This is a genomic window from Bacteroidota bacterium (assembly GCA_023957335.1).
In the GTDB taxonomy this organism is placed as follows: domain Bacteria; phylum Bacteroidota; class Bacteroidia; order NS11-12g; family UBA955; genus JALOAG01.
Map to the genome: position 1 here is coordinate 183,443 of JAMLHC010000004.1, position 14,793 is coordinate 198,235.

The following is a 14,793-nucleotide window of genomic DNA, read 5'->3' on the forward strand; positions in this document are numbered from 1 at the left end:
TTTGGTCCATTACTTCTGGTGTACCGCACCGTCTTTACTCCCTGCAGTGCTGGCACAAGCGCCTGTAATAACATGGTGGGCATCATCTACGGCTAACTGTCCTGCGTAATTCAGTTGCCTGGCTTTGCCCGGTTTTACACTGATTTTGGCATCCGGGTCGGTGGGTGAATAATGCGTGTGGTTGGAAAGGAATTTAGGGCGTATTTCTTCCCCGTCTTCATCTTTGCGCTCGCTCTTGGTGTTGCCGGGCATGCCTTTGTAGGCTTCTTCTTTCCATTTGTGATGCCGCTCTACCAACTTTTTCCTTTCTGTTGTTACCTTAAACTCACTGTTTTCTTCCAGTTCCTTTACAAAGGCGGAGGCATCTTCCAATACTTCTGATTCGACTTCGCTCACCACAAGCTTTTCTACCAAACTATCCATACTGGCATTGGCTTTAATGTAGGCGCTGTCAACTGCTTGGCGTTTGCCGCGTACCATCCCTTTTTCTACACATTTTGAAAGTATTTTACGAAACAGAGCAAGAAATACTTCTTCTCCCAATAGTTGCCTTGTTCTTGATATAGTGGAATGCCAAGGCAACTCTTCATTCAAGTCGTAACCTAAAAACAATCGCACATCTAAGCAGTTGCTGCAATAGCGAAGCAAAGCCCTGTCGCTGTTGATATTGTTCAAATAGCCAACTAATAATATCTTAAAGAAAACTACCGGATCAATGCTCTGCTGACCTTCTGTACCATAGTATTTTTTGGTTTCGGAATATAAAAATCCAAACTCTAATTCACGGTTTACTTTGCGGTAGAAATTGTCTTGAGGAACCAAGCCATCTAAGCTGAGTTCGTAAAAGAGTTGCGGATTGAATTTTTTATGTCCCTGCATAGTGCAAAAATATACATATTTAACTAACTATCAAATTGTTATGACATTTTTTGTATTCTAATTTTTATTTTACTTTTGAGTCGTGCAACAGGTACATCGGTTTGGTAAAATTGGCGGTTCAATGCTTCGAATGAACTTTGGTGCTGAAAATCCGCCACTTCGGCAATACCCGGACGTTATAGGTAATTCCCCATTTTTCCGCAAGAAAATAATTTCTCGTGCTAACGGGAGTGCCACCCGACAACAACTCTTGTTAAATTTGCCACGGCTCATTGAAAGACCCTTTTAAGCATTGGTGCTTTGAAGCTCGTGCGTCATTCTGGTTGGAATGTAAAAAGTCCGAACTCGCAATTCGGACTTGGTGATAATTTCAGTGGTGGCTCGCCTTGGCGAAGACCCCGTTCAGAATAATTTTCAGTGCAAATATACATTCTCTTTGAGCCATTTTTATTAACCAATTAAAAAAAAGAAAATGGCAAAGAAAAAAATGGAAATGGACATTATCCATCCGCATTGTGCAGGCATTGACATTGGGAGCAGAAGCCACTATGTGGCTGTTGGGCAAGCTCTCGAAGATGCTTAAGGACTGGCGTATATGCCGATGATTTAACCGGACATCTGTTTGCACCTGAAAGAACACGAAGTTACTTCGGTGGCAATGGAAAAGTACAGGCAATTATTGGCAAAATCTGTATGTAGAACTTATTAAGCACGGTTTTGAAGTGACCCTTGCCAATGGCAAATTCACCAAAAACATCAAGGGCAAAAAAGACCGATGTAAAAAGATGCCCGTGGATTCAAAAACTGCATAGTATAGGTTTACTCACAAGCAGTTTTCTGCCCGATGAAACTACCGAAAAATTACGCACCATGCCGTCAAAGACAAAATATGCTTACTCTGGCAGCCGAAGCATCGCACAAAATGCAGAAGTATCTCAAAATACTCACTTCCGATTGGATGTAGTGGTCAATGATATTTGCGGACTTACCGGAATGGCAATCATTACCGACATCTGCAAAGGCAATCTCGACCCTGAAAAATTATCAGACCACCGACACGGCAATTGCAGAAAATCGAAAGAGGAAATTGCCAAAGCCTTAAAAGGAAACAACAGGGAAGATTATCTATTTGGCTTGAAACAGGAGTTGGAATCGTATCAGTTTTACCAAAAGAAAATCGCTGAATGTGATAAACAAATCGGAGCCTTTAAACAACAAATCAACACCGACCCTGAGAAGAAAAAACCTAAAACCACAGATAAACTCACAAAAGAATCAATAAAAATGCCATTAAAGGAATAGACCTGAATCAAGCCGCTTACCAATATTTTGGCGGAGTTGATTTGATGAGATTGAAGGAATGAGCCACGCAACTATCCTAAGCATCATCAGTGAAATAGACCCGAAGGTTTTCATAAGTTTGAAACAGCAAAGCATTTTACAAGTTGGTTAAGACTTGCACCGAACAATAAAGTGTTGGGAAAACTGCTCAGTTCCAAAACACCAAAAGGAAGCAACAGACTTAAAATTGCTCTTCGCAATGCAGCCAATGCAATAGGAAATCTCAAAGACACACACCTGTCCAACTTCTTCAGCAGGGTGTGTTACCGCAAAGGCAGAACCGTAGCCGTGAGTGCAACTGCCAGAAAACTTGCCGTTATACTTTGGAATATGGTGGTGAAAAATATGCCTTATAAACCACCAACAGATTACCTGTTCCTTGACGAAAAAAGAAAACTCGGTTTAGTGAAGCGTATCCGAAAACAAATTACTAAATTTGAACTCACTAATCAAGACTTAGGATTGGCAACAACCTGATTATGAACAACAATAAAAAAACGTTAGTCAGAATTATAGCGGACAACTACAATCAATGAAAAAAATATTATAATGACGGAGGATAAACTAGCAGTATTAATTGACGCAGATAATGTTCCATACGCAAATGTGAAAGAGATGCTCGAAGAAATTGCAAAAAATGGAACACCAACTATAAAGCGAATCTATGCGGACTGGACTAAACCAACGGTTGCTGGCTGGAAAAATGTCCTTTTGGAAAATGCAATCACACCGATTCAACAATACAGCTATACTACAGGAAAGAATTCTAGTGATAGTGCAATGATAATTGATGCAATGGACATTCTTTACTCTGGAAAAGTGAACGGTTTTTGTATTGTATCTAGTGACAGTGACTTTACTAGATTAGCTACTCGTCTTAGAGAAGCAGGAATGACTGTAATTGGATTTGGAGAGAAGAAAACACCACAGCCTTTCATTTCAGCCTGCGACAAATTTATTTATATAGAAATTTTGAAAATGCCAGTTTTAGAAAGCGCCACTAATACTAAAGCTGTTGCAAAAGCTCAAAGTGAAAAACCACTCAGTAAAGTAGATGCTGAAACAATTAGAATTCTAACAGAAAGTGTGAACGATTTGGCAGACGAAACAGGCTGGACATTTTTGGCAAACCTCGGCAATTATATTCTTAAGAAGAAACCCAATTTTGACCCAAGGAATTATGGGTTTGCTAAATTATTACCCCTAATAAAAGACACAAAAAAGTTTGATATTGATGAACGAGAAACAGTAGTAGGTAACGTTAGACATATCTACATAAGGCAAAAATAACTACCGCTAACAAAGGTTTTGCAATAGTGGGGCTGAAAGTTATGGGTTCAGCATTTGTACTACTATTGAGATTTAGTGCAACATCAACTGACGTTCTTCGATTGCCCCACCATCGCAAAGCCCTTTTCCGTTAGCAGACACCCCACGAGCGACCGTGCAAATATCAACAGTCTGACAAATTTCTACATCGGACTGACTTCAAACAGAAATTAAAATCGTAAATTTGAGGCGTAACTTACGAAATTGAGTAAAATGACAAATAATAAAATAGCAAAACCGTTTTTGAAGTGGGCAGGTGGAAAAACCCAACTCATTAACGACATTGAACGGACTTTGCCGACAGACATAACGCAGACGAATTTTACATACATCGAACCATTTGTTGGGAGTGGTGCGGTACTTTTTTGGGTCTTGGACAACTTCCCAAAACTAAAAAAAGCGGTAGTCAACGACATCAACGAGGATTTAATAAACACTTATAAAACGATTGCTTCACAACCAAAAGAGTTAATTTCAATTCTGCAAGTTCTGCAAAACGAGTATCACAATTTGGAGGGAAACGAAGACAACAAAAAGCTCTATTACTATCAAAAAAGAGAATTGTACAACATAAGAAAAGAAGAACAAAGCGGACAAGCCGCTTTGTTTATTTTTCTTAATCGCACTTGCTTCAATGGTTTGTATCGAGTTAATCGCAAGAACGAATACAATGTTCCAATGGGCGGTTACAAAAAGCCAACTATTTGCGACAAAGAGAATATTTTGGCAGTAAGCGAAGTATTACAAAAAGTAGAAATTTTGTGTGGCGATTTTGAGCAGACACTAAATTATGTGGACAATAATTCATTGTTTTATTTTGACCCACCATACAAGCCGTTAAGCGAAACTTCAAGTTTCAATTCGTATGCAAAAGATGAATTTAACGACAGCGAACAAATTCGCTTAAAGGCTTTTTGCTCAAAATTAGACGGATTAAATCACACTTGGATTTTAAGTAATTCAGATGTAAAAGGCAAAGATGAAAACGATAATTTCTTTGACGATTTGTATGCTGACTTTTCAATTTCGAGAGTGAACACAAAAAGGAGTATTAACGCAAATCCTGAAAAAAGAGGATTATTGACAGAATTATTAATTACAAACAACGCAGTAGCTTTAACAATATGATTTTTGGAGGTAAAGGAGGTGGAAACACCAAAACAGGATTAGTATTTGAAGGAACGACAGACCTTTCTGAATTTTTAAATTCGCAAAAAGGTTACAAGGTTCAAGATGGAAATGTTTCTTACAATAACGAACTTGTCGGCAGAATTTTTAAGAAACACGGTTTTTATAAATTTCTTGATGAATTAAACATTGAATGGAAAGGTTTAATTTCTAAGCGATTGCTTCCTGATGATAGCATTTTTGTTATCATAGCTAATACACTTTTTATTATAGAGTGCAAATTTCAACAAGTTGCAGGTTCAGTTGATGAAAAGTTACAAACTTGCGATTTTAAAAGAAAGCAGTATCAAAAACTTTTAGCACCAGCAAACATTGAAGTTGAGTATATCTATCTGTTGAGTGATTGGTTTAGAAAACCGGAATACAAGGATGTTTTAGATTACATTCATAGCGTTCATTGTTATTACTTTTTTGAATATATTCCATTAGTTAAACTTGGTTTACCAGTTCCAAAATGATTGAGCCATTTTTCAAATCTGACGACAAAAACTTCTATCTTCTAAAAGGAGATACAATGAATCTTTTGCCTCAATTTGATCACAAGTTCGATATGATTTTTGCTGATCCACCCTATTTTTTATCGAACAACGGACTGTCAATACAAAATGGAGAAATTGTAAGTGTAAACAAAGGAAAATGGGACAAATCCGAAGGGTTTGAGTTTATTAATGACTTCAACAGAAAATGGCTTTCATTGGTTCGTGATAAAATGAAAGATGACGCAACCATTTGGATAAGCGGAACAATGCACAATATTTTTTCGGTTGGACAAATCTTGACCGAATTAGGCTTTAAAATATTGAATATTGTAACTTGGGAAAAGACCAATCCACCTCCAAATTTTTCGTGTCGTTATTTCACTTATTCAACCGAACAAATTATTTGGGCAAGAAAAAGCGAAAAAGTACCGCATTACTTCAACTATGACTTAATGAAGCAACTCAATGGCGACAAACAAATGAAAGATGTTTGGAAATTACCTGCCATTGCACCTTGGGAAAAATCTTGTGGCAAACACCCGACACAAAAACCATTATCGGTTTTGACACGACTTATCTTAGCTTCTACAAAACCAAACGCTTGGATTTTAGACCCATTTGCAGGTAGTTCAACAACAGGAATTGCAGCTAATTTAGCGAATAGAAGATTTTTAGGCATTGACCAAGAAGAAGAATTTTTGACAATTAGCAAAAACCGTAAACTTGAAATAGAAAATCCGAAAATTGCAACAACATACAGACAAAAAATTGGCGGGTTCAACAATAAAAAAGAACTTGAATTATTCCTTGTCGAAGAACCAAGAACAGAATATAAAACAGAAATAAACTTTGACCGAAAACGGGGCGATCTGCTAACATCGGTTTTGCAAGAGAGCGGGTGAAGTGCTTCGTATGAAACTTTTTGCTAAATTTGAACTTCGGTTCTTCGATTGAGCATTTGTGCTAAAAATCCGCTCCCTCGCAAAGCCAAAAACCGTCAAACTGTCTAATAACCTCTTACTTTTTAACACACAGATTGTTAATAAGTTATATCGAAATTAGTTGCTTAACGAATTGATTGTCAGTATATTTACTGCATGAAATTCATACAAGGCAAGGACAGAAATCAAATCACTTTCTTTTGTTTGGAAGAGCAAATTGAGCATAATAATGAAATCAGGTTTATTGAGCTGTTTGTGAACAGCATCAATTTAGCTGATGCGGGTTTTAAATTGGACTTTATTGAAAATGGGCGTCCCGCCTATCACCCTGCTGATTTGTTGAAGCTGTTTTTGTATGGTTATTTGAACCGCATACGCTCCTCGCGTCAGTTGGAAAAAGAATGTAAACGAAACATAGAATTGATGTGGCTCATGCGTGGTCTTGTTCCTGATCACAATACCATTGCCAACTTTAGAAAAGACAATCCTCAAGCCATTAAAAATGTGTTTCGTTCAACCGTCAAACTCGCACAACATTTTCAGTTGATTGGCGGTAAGTTGATTGCCGGTGACGGAACCAAACTCCGTGCACAAAACTCCAAGAAAAACAACTTTAACGAAAAAAAAATAGAGCGGCACATTGCCTATATCGATAACAAACTTGATGAGTACAACTCTATATTAGCAAGCGAAGACAAGGATTTAAGTGAGGAGAAAAAGCAAGAAATCAACAGCAAAATCAATAAGCATCAGCTGCATAAAAAACAATACCAAGATTTTCAAAAGCAATTAGAGGCAACAGGTGAAGTTCAAATTTCTACTTCTGACCCTGAATCCAGACAAATGATTGTTCGCAACAACATTACCGAGGTGGCTTATAACATCCAAAGTACCGTGGATGCCAAACTCAACATTCCAATTAATTACGAAGTTACCAATGAGAATGATTCCAAAGCCATGGGAAGCATGCTCCAGCAAGCCGTTGAAGTATTAGGAAATAATGAATTTACTGCCGTTTTTGACAAAGGCTACCACACCGGAAGTGAGTTCAAAAAAGCAGATGGACTGGGCGTAGATGTGGTGGTGGCTATTCCCGATATTTCTTCCTCTTCTATGGCTCCTGACCCTTCATACAACGTAGCCAACTTTGTTTTCAATGAAGAAGAAAACGTTTACATCTGTCCGCAGGGAAACGCACTTTCTACCAATGGTAAATGGTACAAAAAAGACCGCAATTATGAAGGAAGAAAAAAGCAGCCACCGATTTTGGTTCAGCATTACAAAACAACAGCCTGCAAAACCTGTCCACTCATCAACTCCTGCACCAAAAACACAAGAGGTAGAGGCAGAGTTATTGAGCGAACAGAATTTGCACCATACATAGAAAAAAACAAACTTCGTATGCAACAAGCCGGTGATCTCTACAGAAAACGACAAGCCATTGTGGAACACCCTTTCGGGATTATCAAACGCCAGTGGGATTTTTACTATGTCATGACCAAACAAGGAATATCAAGAGCCTCTGCCGATGTAGGCTTGATTTTCACCGCCTTTAACCTACGTAGAATCTTTAATCTTCTTGACCCAAATCTGCTTAAAAAGTTCCTCAAAGAACTTGGCTTTATTTTTTCCATTCAGAGGAGTCAATTTAAGGCGTTTTACGACACTTTCTTTTTCAAAAAGTGGGGATCATCTTCTAAAATAAATCTCATTTTAAGTTCCTGAAAGTGGAGTTATTTGCATAGTATTGCGAAAGGATTAATGAGAAATTAGGTTATTAGACGGACTGACGTTATGGGCAAGCGTAGGACACAGCTACGAACCAAGCGACATCTTGGCGAAAAAGTGCAGACAATAAATTGCAAACCATTTTGACAGCGGACAGCAAAGCTGAATTTTAATTTAAGATTTATTTTTTCCCACCACACAGAAAAATTTTGAAGTTCTAAAACCAACGCACAAACGGCACATTTGCAAACCGCACCAAGCCCACCCACCACCCAAAGTTTGCAAAAGAGCCGTTTTTTGCCACCCACCGACAAATATGTTTCATATCTTAATTATCAGTTAAAATCTGATTTTTCAACATCAGACAATATTTTTATTGCTTCTAATTACATTTTTCATATCTTTGTAGTCAGCAAATTCCTGATATTGTTTCTATGAGAAATAAATACATATCAACACAATCAAACGAATTGTTGTCGTATTGCAACGAGCAGCAGCAGCCTTGTTTTGACTTTGCTTTGGCTCAAAAAGCATTGCCAAATTCAAAAGCGGGAGCAATTCGAGAGTTGTTGAGTGATATGACCAAGCGTGGACTATTGATGCGTTTGAAAGAAGGAATTTATCACGTCATTCCTTATGAAGCCAACGCAGAAACATTTATGCCCGATTGGCATTTGATTGCCGAATACATCGTAAACGATGCACAGCATTACATCGGTTATTATTCGGCTTTGCAAATTCACAACTTGATTACACAGCCTTCTTTGAAAGAACAAATCGTTGTTTCAAAACAATTACGACCTTCGGAAATTAAAATCAAAGAAGTCCCTTTTCAATTCATCTATCACAACGAGAAACATTTTTTCGGTGCAAAAAAAATGTGGATTGACAGTTTTCACAAAGTGTTGTGTTCCGACTTAGAAAAAACTTTTATTGATTGTTTGTTCAAACCTAACTACGCAGGAGGAATTGTTGAAATAGCAAGAGCAATCTTCGTTTCAAAAGACAAAATAAAATACGACACTTTACTTGAATACGCAAAGCGTTTTAATTCGCAAGCTGTGATAAAGCGGTTAGGTTTTTTGTTAGAATTGTTGGAAATAAAAACTAACATCATTGATGAATTACAGAAACTAAAAACGGTTTCATACATCACGCTTGATACAGAATTACCAAAAACGGGAAAATACAACACACGTTGGAGTGTGTTACAAAATTTGGAAACAGAAACAATTAAATCAGCAATATACACGTGATAAAACCGGGCGAAATACAACAAAAAGCAAGAACAGCAGGCGTTCGAGACCAACAGATTGAAAAGGATTATATTCTTTCGTGGATTTTGTTTGGCGTTGCAAAGCACGAACAGCTTTCAAAAGCAATTGTGTTCAAAGGCGGAACGGTGTTGAAGAAAATCTATTTTGAAGATTACCGTTTTTCGGAAGACCTTGATTTCACTTTGCTGAACAACGAAACAACCAACGAACAAATTTTTGATTGGTTCAAACAAACATTTGACTTCATAAAAGAAGAAGCAAATATTCCCCTTGAAATTATTGACGACAACCAACACGAAGACGGTGGAATCAATTTTTACATCAGCTACATTGGTCCGCTTGGCGGACAAGGCAGCAACAAGCGAGTGAAAGTGGACATTTCACGAAGTGAGCAATTGGTTTTTGATTCTGTGATGAAAAACGTATTCACGGATTACACCGACTTGGAAGTGCATCAACTGTTGTGCTATCCGTTGGAAGAAGTGTTGGTTGAAAAAATGCGTTCGGTAATGCAACGAATGCAAGCAAGAGATTTTTACGACTTATGGTATTTGCTTACACAATACGAAATGGAAGTTGATTTCTACTTAAACGAATTTAAAACCAAATGCGAAAGTAAGGGCTTGAAAGCAGAAGATTTTTCAACAAAACTAAACGAGCGTTTACCTCAATACAAAGGGCGTTGGCAATCTTCGTTGAAAGAACAAATAAAAGACCTGCCCGACTTTGAACAAGTAGAGAGAGAAACATTACGTTGTTTTAGGAATGTGAAACTATGAAATACTTAGAGTGGAATAATATCATATCAGAATACTTTTTCAATCCTGCCAACGCAGGTAGGGACATTTATTTGTACCTAACCAAGAACGACATCATAAACATTGGGAGGCCACATTTTACTGATGAAACAGAAGAAAATATTTGGAATGATTTTATCACTTCTATCAAGCGTGGCATTCCGGGTTCAAACGGAAATACTATTGCAAAAGCAAAATTTGCTCATTCAAAAAACAACCTTGTTGGCTTAAAGAAATCGGACGGAACATTTGCTACAATAGATGATGTTCCTGTTATTTTTCCACCGTACATTTCATTCCTAATTTTCATTGTATTACCGTTAGTAGAAAATGTAGATGACACTAACTTAAGAGCAAACAACTATTATGGCAGACTGAATGCCTTTTTACAAAATCATCAAATAAATGAAAACATCGGGACAAACGATTTTAACAGCAATCAAATAAATTGTTTGTGGGAAGATTTAGCAACTTGGGCAAATATAAAAAACAACGGAGATTTGGGAGTATTCAACCTCATTCCGTTTTCAAATACTAATTGGATTTATGTTGGGAAAGTTTTTTCGCAATGCGTTTTACCGCCAAAGTTTTTAAACCGTTTACCGGAATTATTTGAAGCTATCGGGTTAGTTCCTGATACTTTTTACGAAGACCGTTTTTTGCAAGAAAAAATCAAAAACAGCAGAACGGATTTAATTCCTAAAAACACATTAGACTTTTTGAAAAAAGATGATGAGTTAGCAAATTCTATCATTCAAACCATACAACGCCAATATAGGAAATGGACAGGCGAAACTCACGAAGAAATTGAAGAGGGAACAACACTACGAAAGAAAAGAAATTACACGATTGCACCTTTGTTCCTTCAATTCAAAGTAAATACCAATGATGAAGAAATTAAGTTTTCGTACAGAATGTATTCTTCTAATGATTATCCCGAAGATTTGAAATTTGATACACTTGAAAACTTGTATGAAATAAATGGTTGGTCTAAAACGCTTCCGCTTGATTTCACAGAAGGACTTGAACTCAAAGACAATTTCAATAAATGGATTGCAAAATTCCCTGACCGTGATGTAAGATTATTTGTAAGTGCGGGAACACAACAATTAAGTAATGATTTTTGGATTGAAACAGACGTTCTTTCAAAAACAGACCGAATGTATTTGTTATGCAAAAATGGGAAACAAAAAGAAATAGAAGATTGGGGAAAAACATTTAGCAACGGAAATTTTAAAAAAGAAGATTTTGATGGTTTGCCTGAAAACTATTCGCTGTTTTGGTTTCGCAATCCAACACAAGGTCTTTCTGAAATTTCAATTCTTACGCTCTACACTGAAAAACGGATTGAGTTGGTTGGTGGACTAAAAGTGAGTTTCAGAACGTACACCAATAACTTTTTGCCGGAAGTTGAAATTATCAATTCAGACGGCAATGAAACCGTGTATTTACAATACAAAGGAACTGACGAAAAGATATTTCTTTCTAAAAAAACATCACTCAATGCTCGTTGGTTTTTACCCGAAAAAACGGCAATAAATACCGATTTTTACATAAAAGTTGAGAACGAAAATTTTGCAGGAAATGAGCTTGCATACAATCTTTCTTCATCTGACAACACAGCATTAAAAATTGATGATTCTAAATTGCCGAAACGAGATTCCTTTGTAATCAACGGACACAACAAATCTGAAAGAACTGGGATAATGTTCAGTATAGGGCTGATTAAAAGCCAATATATGGATTTTATTACCCAGATAGGAACAGACAGTGATTTAAGCTTGCCTCACTCAATCCCGAGAGTTGGAATAACAGGTGAAGAGATGTTGAGCGATGACAGCGACCAACGATACATCTCCGCTTCCATAAGCATTTTAGGTACAGGCTTGTCTGACTCCTTTGTTAGGAAGCCTGCCTCTCCCTCCCTCCAGATTTACAGTATAACCAATACCTCATATAATGTCTAACAACTATTTAAACATACAGAATGACAAAAAGGCTGTGAACCCAAATATCAGCATTGCGCAATTTATCAGTGATTTGAAAGTTGTAGAAGATATATATTTCAATGTTTTTGATGATAAAGATTTAAAAAAGACCTGTACAAGAATTAGAGTACATTATTATGGTGATGCAATAAAATTTAATTCTATTCAAGCACCATTTATAGGAGATGTTTTTAACAATACTATCCCATTAGCATCTTATTATGATTCAGTGAATAATGAAAGAAGACTTTATTGGGAACACTTCTTTTTAATGAATAAATCAATAGTTTATGAAAGATTAACATCGCAAGCAAGTGAGAATGGAATAGGAGATAATCCTAGTCCTTATTTGGTACACAACGGGAATAAAATAGATTTAGGTCAGGTTCTATATGGGTTTGAATCATTGGTTTATCAAAAAGATGTCGGGGATTACAAGGAATATGATACATATCAGGAACCTAATCCTAATAGAAGTCCAAAAACATATAGCAGATCCTATAATTCAATACCTTTAAGAAGGATTAATGATTTAGCGGGCTGGTTAGCAAATGTTGCAACACCAATATCAGAGGTATTACAACATAGAATAAATGGAGAGTCTAAGTATAAAGATGACAAAAAAATAAAAAATCCACCTGCTTCAGAAACAGAAAGAGATAGATATTATGAAATATCAGCTCCTGATGCTGATTTATTTGGAAATGTGGATGCAATAGGTATCTATTACGCATATAAAAAATTAGAAAGTTATTATTTAAATAATAATAGCGAAAAACCCAGATTATCTGACGTTTTTGAATTATACTACACAGGTAAATCTCGCTTAAAATTCAACCACCTAGCTGCATTTATACCAGGAGAACCTCAACCTATGTCACATACAGCAGATAAAAGATGGTTGATATTTAGCATTCATTTTGGGTTTGCTAAATATATAGGTATGAATAAGTTTCAATGGATACCTGAAAGCGAAGCATGGCATATTTTTTTAACTGAAACTACAAAGGAATCAAATCATATTAATCATAAGTCTTTGAATGAAAGGTTAACTTTGTTCGCTGAGTTTTGGGCTACAATATTACCCTTTTACGGCAAGGATGCTTTTTGGATGTGGGGGAAGAAAAAAAGTGAAGGATTGAGGGTGGCAGACATTGGAGTTACGATGGCTGCTAATTTAGATCCCTTTGCTATTCCTTTTTTGGGATACAAAATATTTAAATTTGACTCTTCTAATGATATGTTAAACGCTACTGATTTAACAAATATTGAAAACAACAAGAAATATTTTTTTGAGACTAAATTTTTACCTTGGTTAAAGGCAAAAATCCTCACAGACATAACAGACATAACACTCACAAATGATTAAATATTTAAAATATATTGACTGGGCATTGTTTATTATCAATATAGTAATTTTTGCGTTATTTATATTTACATTATTTATATCTCCAACTCGTTATGCAGCTTACACTCTTTCAGAAAGAATTGGTGATTTGTTTGGTTATGCCTTTATTTATGGTTATCCTATTGTATGGATTGTTTTGTGGCAATTAAAAAAACATCACATTACAAAGTCTTCACCTATTATTTGGACAATTAATACTTTCTTTTTTGTTATTTCATTGATTTTTCTTCTAACCGAATTTGTGGATTTTAACATTTTCAGGGTTTCTTAATTAATAACTTATGCCTAAATTCTATCCCCGAGTATCAAAGTTAATATCGTCAGACCGGCTTCCCGCTTACTTTAGCGAGGTTAGCAATGTATTTGACAAGCTATATTTCAGAAACTTCCAAACAGTAAAAAGTCTTGATGGAGTGACTGTTTCATATGTAATTGAACTGATAAGTTACAAAGAGCTAAAAATAGAAATAGCTGGCTCTGGTTTTAGTTTATTGCTAAATCCTGACTTTGAAAGCGATGGGTATAGCGCTTTTCCACTTTCTTTTAGCACACGATGGGGGATTAGAAAATATATTAAAAACTTCAATATTTCTAGCCGTGGTTGGTGTTGTCACCAACCACACCAAGAAAAACCAACCGAATACCCTTACCTAAAACCTGCATTATCACAAAACTTTAAAAATCAGCATAAAATGGTTAAAACCATTGTAAATATATTCGTGTACATTCATAGCCCACGGTTTAAACCGTGGGCTATGATGAAAATGAATAAACAAAAAACGTTTGAACGGTTTTAATTTTACATTCAAACAATCAATTATGCCACAATCATTCAATAAAATATGGATACTCGCCATTTTAGGAGTGGTTGGTGACAACACCAACCACGGCTATAAAAGACAAGACACAAAACACGTATTTTGCAATTACGTTTAAAACAATTCATAATTTGATTACGATAAGAGAATACCAAACAAATGACAAGAATGACGTAATTAATTTAATCAAGTTAAATACACCAAAGTTTTTTGCACCTGAAGAAGAAGACGACTTAAAGAAATATTTAGAAACGGAAAGAGAACTTTATTTTGTTTTACTTTATGACAAAAAAATTGTTGGATGTGGTGGAATCAACTTTACAGACGACAAGTCAATAGGCAAAATTAGTTGGGATATATTTCATCCTGATTATCAAGGAAAACATTTAGGAACTCAACTCTTAAATTATAGAATCGAAAAACTAAAATCAATTAATACCATTAAAAAAGTAACGGTCAGGACTTCCCAATTCGCTTACAAATTCTATGAAAAAAGCGGATTTGAATTAACAGAAATAAAAAAGGATTTTTGGGCAAAAGGCATTGATATGTACAATATGGTGTTTAAAGGTTAAAAACCAAAAGATACAGGAACTGTTAGGCGTCCTGAGTTAGTCGAA

The 14,793-nt window shown here is 36.1% G+C and carries 15 protein-coding genes; 14 read left to right on the top strand and 1 reads right to left on the bottom strand.

All coding sequences use genetic code 11. The features are described 5' to 3' along the window. Positions 1-9: 9 nt before the first annotated feature. Positions 10-879, bottom strand: coding sequence for a transposase (locus tag M9892_09050; protein MCO5254496.1), 870 nt, complete (start codon positions 877-879; stop codon positions 10-12). 735 nt (positions 880-1,614) lie between these two features. Here M9892_09050 and M9892_09055 point away from each other — a divergent pair. The 14 genes from M9892_09055 to M9892_09120 all read left to right on the top strand — a co-directional run bounded on the left by M9892_09055 (position 1,615) and on the right by M9892_09120 (position 14,748). Continuing rightward, positions 1,615-2,181 carry a hypothetical protein gene (locus M9892_09055; GenBank protein ID MCO5254497.1) on the top strand — a complete coding sequence of 189 codons (567 nt, stop codon included), beginning with the start codon at positions 1,615-1,617 and terminating at the stop codon, positions 2,179-2,181. A gap of 171 nt (positions 2,182-2,352) precedes the next feature. Then, positions 2,353-2,697 carry a hypothetical protein gene (locus tag M9892_09060; protein MCO5254498.1) on the top strand — a complete coding sequence of 115 codons (345 nt, stop codon included), beginning with the start codon at positions 2,353-2,355 and terminating at the stop codon, positions 2,695-2,697. A 72-nt stretch (positions 2,698-2,769) separates the two neighbouring features. Further along, a complete protein-coding gene (locus tag M9892_09065) occupies positions 2,770-3,510 on the top strand; it encodes an NYN domain-containing protein (GenBank protein MCO5254499.1) in 741 nt (246 codons plus the stop codon). Between the two features lie 252 nt (positions 3,511-3,762). Next, a complete protein-coding gene (locus M9892_09070) occupies positions 3,763-4,677 on the top strand; it encodes a DNA adenine methylase (GenBank protein MCO5254500.1) in 915 nt (304 codons plus the stop codon). Beyond that, positions 4,674-5,195: a hypothetical protein gene (locus M9892_09075; protein ID MCO5254501.1), complete on the top strand. Its 522-nt coding sequence runs from the start codon at positions 4,674-4,676 to the stop codon at positions 5,193-5,195. The genes M9892_09070 and M9892_09075 overlap by 4 nt, the downstream gene beginning before the upstream one ends. After that, a complete protein-coding gene (locus M9892_09080; protein ID MCO5254502.1) occupies positions 5,192-6,118 on the top strand; it encodes a site-specific DNA-methyltransferase in 927 nt (308 codons plus the stop codon). Before M9892_09075 ends, M9892_09080 begins: the two co-directional genes overlap by 4 nt. Before the next feature lie 195 nt (positions 6,119-6,313). Beyond that, positions 6,314-7,882, top strand: a complete 1,569-nt coding sequence (locus M9892_09085) for an IS1182 family transposase (protein MCO5254503.1) — start codon at positions 6,314-6,316, stop codon at positions 7,880-7,882. A gap of 437 nt (positions 7,883-8,319) precedes the next feature. Beyond that, on the top strand, positions 8,320-9,141 hold the full coding sequence (locus M9892_09090) for a transcriptional regulator (GenBank protein ID MCO5254504.1): 822 nt from the start codon (positions 8,320-8,322) through the stop codon (positions 9,139-9,141). Beyond that, positions 9,138-9,941, top strand: a complete 804-nt coding sequence (locus M9892_09095) for a nucleotidyl transferase AbiEii/AbiGii toxin family protein (GenBank protein MCO5254505.1) — start codon at positions 9,138-9,140, stop codon at positions 9,939-9,941. Before M9892_09090 ends, M9892_09095 begins: the two co-directional genes overlap by 4 nt. After that, the gene (locus M9892_09100; protein ID MCO5254506.1) at positions 9,938-11,926 is read left to right on the top strand and encodes a hypothetical protein; all 1,989 of its coding nucleotides are present in this window, start codon (positions 9,938-9,940) and stop codon (positions 11,924-11,926) included. Before M9892_09095 ends, M9892_09100 begins: the two co-directional genes overlap by 4 nt. Then, a complete protein-coding gene (locus M9892_09105) occupies positions 11,919-13,316 on the top strand; it encodes a hypothetical protein (GenBank protein ID MCO5254507.1) in 1,398 nt (465 codons plus the stop codon). The genes M9892_09100 and M9892_09105 overlap by 8 nt, the downstream gene beginning before the upstream one ends. Further along, the gene (locus tag M9892_09110) at positions 13,309-13,626 is read left to right on the top strand and encodes a hypothetical protein (protein MCO5254508.1); all 318 of its coding nucleotides are present in this window, start codon (positions 13,309-13,311) and stop codon (positions 13,624-13,626) included. Before M9892_09105 ends, M9892_09110 begins: the two co-directional genes overlap by 8 nt. Positions 13,627-13,636: 10 nt before the next feature. Beyond that, on the top strand, positions 13,637-14,152 hold the full coding sequence (locus tag M9892_09115; protein MCO5254509.1) for a hypothetical protein: 516 nt from the start codon (positions 13,637-13,639) through the stop codon (positions 14,150-14,152). A 143-nt stretch (positions 14,153-14,295) separates the two neighbouring features. Beyond that, positions 14,296-14,748, top strand: a complete 453-nt coding sequence (locus M9892_09120) for a GNAT family N-acetyltransferase (GenBank protein MCO5254510.1) — start codon at positions 14,296-14,298, stop codon at positions 14,746-14,748. Positions 14,749-14,793: the final 45 nt, after the last annotated feature.

Coding starts and splice junctions, on each gene's coding strand:
- M9892_09050 (MCO5254496.1), bottom strand. CDS start 879: ATGCAGGGACATAAAAAATTCAATCCGCAACTCTTTTACGAACTCAGC.
- M9892_09055 (MCO5254497.1), top strand. CDS start 1,615: ATGGCAAATTCACCAAAAACATCAAGGGCAAAAAAGACCGATGTAAAA.
- M9892_09065 (MCO5254499.1), top strand. CDS start 2,770: ATGACGGAGGATAAACTAGCAGTATTAATTGACGCAGATAATGTTCCA.
- M9892_09070 (MCO5254500.1), top strand. CDS start 3,763: ATGACAAATAATAAAATAGCAAAACCGTTTTTGAAGTGGGCAGGTGGA.
- M9892_09075 (MCO5254501.1), top strand. CDS start 4,674: ATGATTTTTGGAGGTAAAGGAGGTGGAAACACCAAAACAGGATTAGTA.
- M9892_09080 (MCO5254502.1), top strand. CDS start 5,192: ATGATTGAGCCATTTTTCAAATCTGACGACAAAAACTTCTATCTTCTA.
- M9892_09085 (MCO5254503.1), top strand. CDS start 6,314: ATGAAATTCATACAAGGCAAGGACAGAAATCAAATCACTTTCTTTTGT.
- M9892_09090 (MCO5254504.1), top strand. CDS start 8,320: ATGAGAAATAAATACATATCAACACAATCAAACGAATTGTTGTCGTAT.
- M9892_09100 (MCO5254506.1), top strand. CDS start 9,938: ATGAAATACTTAGAGTGGAATAATATCATATCAGAATACTTTTTCAAT.
- M9892_09105 (MCO5254507.1), top strand. CDS start 11,919: ATGTCTAACAACTATTTAAACATACAGAATGACAAAAAGGCTGTGAAC.
- M9892_09110 (MCO5254508.1), top strand. CDS start 13,309: ATGATTAAATATTTAAAATATATTGACTGGGCATTGTTTATTATCAAT.
- M9892_09115 (MCO5254509.1), top strand. CDS start 13,637: ATGCCTAAATTCTATCCCCGAGTATCAAAGTTAATATCGTCAGACCGG.